6 protein-coding genes are annotated in these 3,439 nt (G+C 65.2%); 5 read left to right on the plus strand and 1 reads right to left on the minus strand.

Features of this window, described 5'->3' with window-relative positions:
- The first annotated feature begins 70 nt into the window (after nucleotides 1-70).
- The 4 genes from A8M77_RS37365 (at nucleotide 71) to A8M77_RS34755 (ending at nucleotide 1,915) form a co-directional block, all read left to right on the plus strand.
- Nucleotides 71-622 carry an OB-fold nucleic acid binding domain-containing protein gene (locus tag A8M77_RS37365; RefSeq protein WP_143694903.1) on the plus strand — a complete coding sequence of 184 codons (552 nt, stop codon included), beginning with the start codon at nucleotides 71-73 and terminating at the stop codon, nucleotides 620-622.
- Nucleotides 623-633: 11 nt separating this feature from the next.
- Nucleotides 634-1,044, plus strand: coding sequence for a hypothetical protein (locus tag A8M77_RS34745; protein ID WP_143694904.1), 411 nt, complete (start codon nucleotides 634-636; stop codon nucleotides 1,042-1,044).
- Nucleotides 1,045-1,067: 23 nt separating this feature from the next.
- Nucleotides 1,068-1,442, plus strand: coding sequence for a hypothetical protein (locus A8M77_RS34750; RefSeq protein WP_143694905.1), 375 nt, complete (start codon nucleotides 1,068-1,070; stop codon nucleotides 1,440-1,442).
- Nucleotides 1,443-1,519: 77 nt separating this feature from the next.
- Nucleotides 1,520-1,915: a hypothetical protein gene (locus A8M77_RS34755; RefSeq protein ID WP_086926015.1), complete on the plus strand. Its 396-nt coding sequence runs from the start codon at nucleotides 1,520-1,522 to the stop codon at nucleotides 1,913-1,915.
- Here the strand turns inward: A8M77_RS34755 and A8M77_RS34760 are convergent.
- Entirely contained in the window at nucleotides 1,912-2,874 is a 963-nt protein-coding gene (locus tag A8M77_RS34760; protein ID WP_086926016.1) for a hypothetical protein, read from the minus strand. The genes A8M77_RS34755 and A8M77_RS34760 overlap by 4 nt on opposite strands.
- Before the next feature lie 344 nt (nucleotides 2,875-3,218).
- On the opposite strand from A8M77_RS34760, the gene A8M77_RS37125 reads away from it, so the two are divergent.
- On the plus strand, nucleotides 3,219-3,439 hold a 221-nt coding region (locus A8M77_RS37125; protein ID WP_238137085.1), incomplete at its 3' end, for a hypothetical protein.

Genomic DNA, 3,439 nt, shown 5'->3' on the forward strand with positions numbered 1-3,439 from the left:
GCCGCCTACTCCGTCACGGCCAAATGGCCGGGGCGGGGGAATTTACGTGTCGATCAGTGGGGGAGTTTGCGTGTCGTTCGGGGGCCTGGCCGGCCGCCGGCCTGATGCGGTCTGGGCGGCCAGGGGGGTGGACACGCGTCCTACGAAGATGCTGCGGCAGGCACGCACCTTCGAGGATCCGGTTGACTTCGCCACGCCGGAAGAGGGCGCCGAGATCGCCGACGACTACGGCACGGTCGGCCTGAGCCTGCGCAGGCATCCGCTTGCGATCATCCGGCCCAAGCTCGCCGAGTGGGGCATCAAGACCTCCGAGGAGCTGCGCGTGCGGGCAAAGGACCGCCAGACGGTTCGCGCCAGCGGCATCGTCACCCACCGGCAGCGCCCCGGCACGGCGAATGGCGTCGTCTTCGCCACACTCGAAGACGAGACCGGCACGGTCAACATCATCGTGTGGCCGCAGGTCGCCGAGGAACAGCGCACGGTCCTGCTGGGCGCCAAGCTCCTGAGCGTGGAGGGCACCTGGCAGAGCGAGAAGGGTGTTCAGTCGCTGGTGGCCGCCAAGCTGGTCGATCACACGCCCCTGCTGGGCACGCTGCGCACGTCCAGCCGGGACTTCCGCTGAGGCCATTCCGCATGGCTCTTCCGTCCTTTGAAGTTTTCTCCTCGGCGACGCGCGAAAAGATGTGGCGCGGCGACGAGATGGGCTCGGCCGACTCGGAGATCGTCAGCACCGGCCATCCGGCGCTCGATGCGGAGCTACCCGGCGGTGGCTGGCCGATCGGTGCGATAACCGAGTTGCTGCAGCCCCGGCCCGACGCGCATTCGTGGCAATTGGTGCTGCCGGGGCTGGCGCGCGCGGTGGAGGGTCGTGCCGGGCCAGTGGCGCTGATCGGAGCGCCCCACGAACCGTTCTGCATGGGGCTTGCTGCTGGCGGCCTCGGTCCCGACTCGCTGCTCTGGATCCGCGCCGAGCCGGCGGCCGCACGCCTCTGGGCCTGCGAGCAGGCGCTGCGCTGCGCCGACGTGCCCGCGGTGTCGCGGTGATGGCCTGGCTGCCTCAGGCTCGCGTGGACGAGCTGCGGCGGCTGCAGCTGGCGGCGGCGCTGCACGAATCGCTGCTCTTCGTGTTGCGGCCGGCACGCGCCGCGGCGTCGACCTCGCCGGCGCGCCTGCGCCTGCACGTCACGTCCAGCCAGGACGACCGGTCGCAGATGGAGATCCGCATCATCAAGCGGCGCGGCCCGACGCTCGTCACGCCCGTCCAGGTGCCTGCAATGAGCGAGCGCATGCAGGCGATGTTGCATGCCAGCCGGATGCGCAACGCCCGGCGCGCGACCGCCCGGCAGCACGCGCCAATTGAAGATGTGTTCGAGGACGGCACGATCATTCGCCTCGACTTCGATCCTGAACGCCGACGGCATGGCGCGATGGCTCCCGCATAGGCTCGGCGCCCGAAAAAATCGCCGAATTCCGCACCCACGTGGCATCGTCAACGGTTTCAGTGACAGAAACCTTGAGCATGAATTCGACGGCAACACCCATCCAAGCCCAGTTTTCCCAGGCGCTGGCGGCACGCGGCTGGAATCTCGATCGCGTGCGCGTGGACGTGGCGAGCAAGGACTACGAGACCGCAGCGGGCGGCAGGACTGCGTTCGTGTACTGCCGGCAGAACCGCGACGGCGACCACGTGCTCACCGGCGACTATTGGAGCGAGGGCCGCAATGTGCTCTCGACCTGCTGGGCCCTGTTCCGGCCTGGGGCAGACGAAGCGACCATTGCAAGCGAGATCGAGCGCTTTGCGGCCGAAGCCGAGAAGACCATCGCGGGCACCTACGCCATGCGGATCAAGGCGCTGCTGGCTGACGAAGGAGGCTCCGCACCAGAAGAGGAGACTACGAGCGCTCCGCGCTACTAGCGCTTGGCTTGCACTCTGCGAACAACCGCGTACCCACCTACTGCAAGTTCATCGACCAACCGGCGGCGGCCTCGCGCCGATTCCATTTCCCACAGGATTTGGGCTTCGGGCGGGGCGTCCCGGCCCGGCTCGACCTGATCGAGTTTCTGCTCGAGCAGGAAGAGCGCGTTCATGAGGAGCGGCGCCGCATCCATCGCCAGCTGCGTCACTTCCCCTGACTCTCCTCGCCGCATGGAATTGACCGCCTTCGTCCAAGGTGTGCTCGTCCCGGACCGATCATCCACGTCCAGTTCCTTCAGCCTTCGAGAATGTGCCGCCTCGACAGCCTCACGAAACGGCAGATGGCTCTCCGCCGGGGTCAGGTCGAAGAGGGGTCCGGGCATCTCCAAACCGCCGCCGTCTTCCTTGATCATTGAGAAACCGAATCTGTAGCAGAGCGCGCCTGACAAATCCCATGGTGACACGCCGACGAAGACCCCATCGAGGAATTCCGATTCGCCAGGCGCAAACGGTAGGGATGCAGCTTCGACCTTTCCAAAGCGGACGAAGAACGATCGAAAAGGAGGCTTCCAGGCATGGAGAACATCGGCAGGAAGGGCAGAGACCGCCAGTTCGTCCGCCAGGTCGTCATCAAGATCGAAGATCTGACGTCCGCACGATTCGTACTGGCCTATCAATGGAACCCATTGCCTCAGCCTGAGCATGTTCGCGTCGTACTGAGGCAGGTGGTCTCTCAGGCCGTTGATGTCCAACACCTGCTCCATCTCCTGGACCATCGGCTTGCAGAGGTCGTCAAAGATCGCATCCGGCAGATTTCCCGCAATCGTTCCATCCTCGCGGATCCATCCAGCGTCTTTCGCCCTTACAGCAAACTCCCACCAGATCTGTTCGCTGAGGCGAACTGGCGCATATGGCGAGTCTTGAATGTTCCTCACGCGGATCTCCTGGGACAAACGCATGAACGATCGGTCCTTTCGTAGGACTGGCGGCGTCCGCGATTGCTTCCCCCATCAACCGGAATGCCTCATCTCTGCCGATTAGATCAATGATGGACTTGGTGCTCATCGCGCTCCCCAGAAACTCGCTTTACCAGTCTAAGGCCTCGGCCCATCGGCCACTTCGAAAAATCTCGCCTGCACGGCGTTGCACGCCGGCGTCCACGTTGAACTTGACCTTCAGCGCAAGATCGTATGGTTGAGCCACGGCCGCTGGTGCGGTCCAGTTCCGAGCCTCATCGGCCATAGCTTCAAATTTGGTTGCTAGACGGCATCAGATTTTGTTGTCTGGGCGCGGTCCTGGAAAGGTGCGCTCTCTTGATCGACGCCAAGGGATCCTGTCCTGCTGCTCCAAGCAAGATGGGCTGAGCGATGTAAAGCTCGCGATCTCATCACGTCTACCGGCCCGGGCCACCGCCGGGACCGCCGCCACCGGGACCGCCGCCACCGGCACCGCCGCCACCGGCACCGCCGCCACCGGCACCGCCGCCACCGGCACCACCACCCCCGGCACCACCACCCCCGGGGC

This window comes from Variovorax sp. JS1663 (assembly GCF_002157355.1).
GTDB lineage: Bacteria > Pseudomonadota > Gammaproteobacteria > Burkholderiales > Burkholderiaceae_C > Variovorax.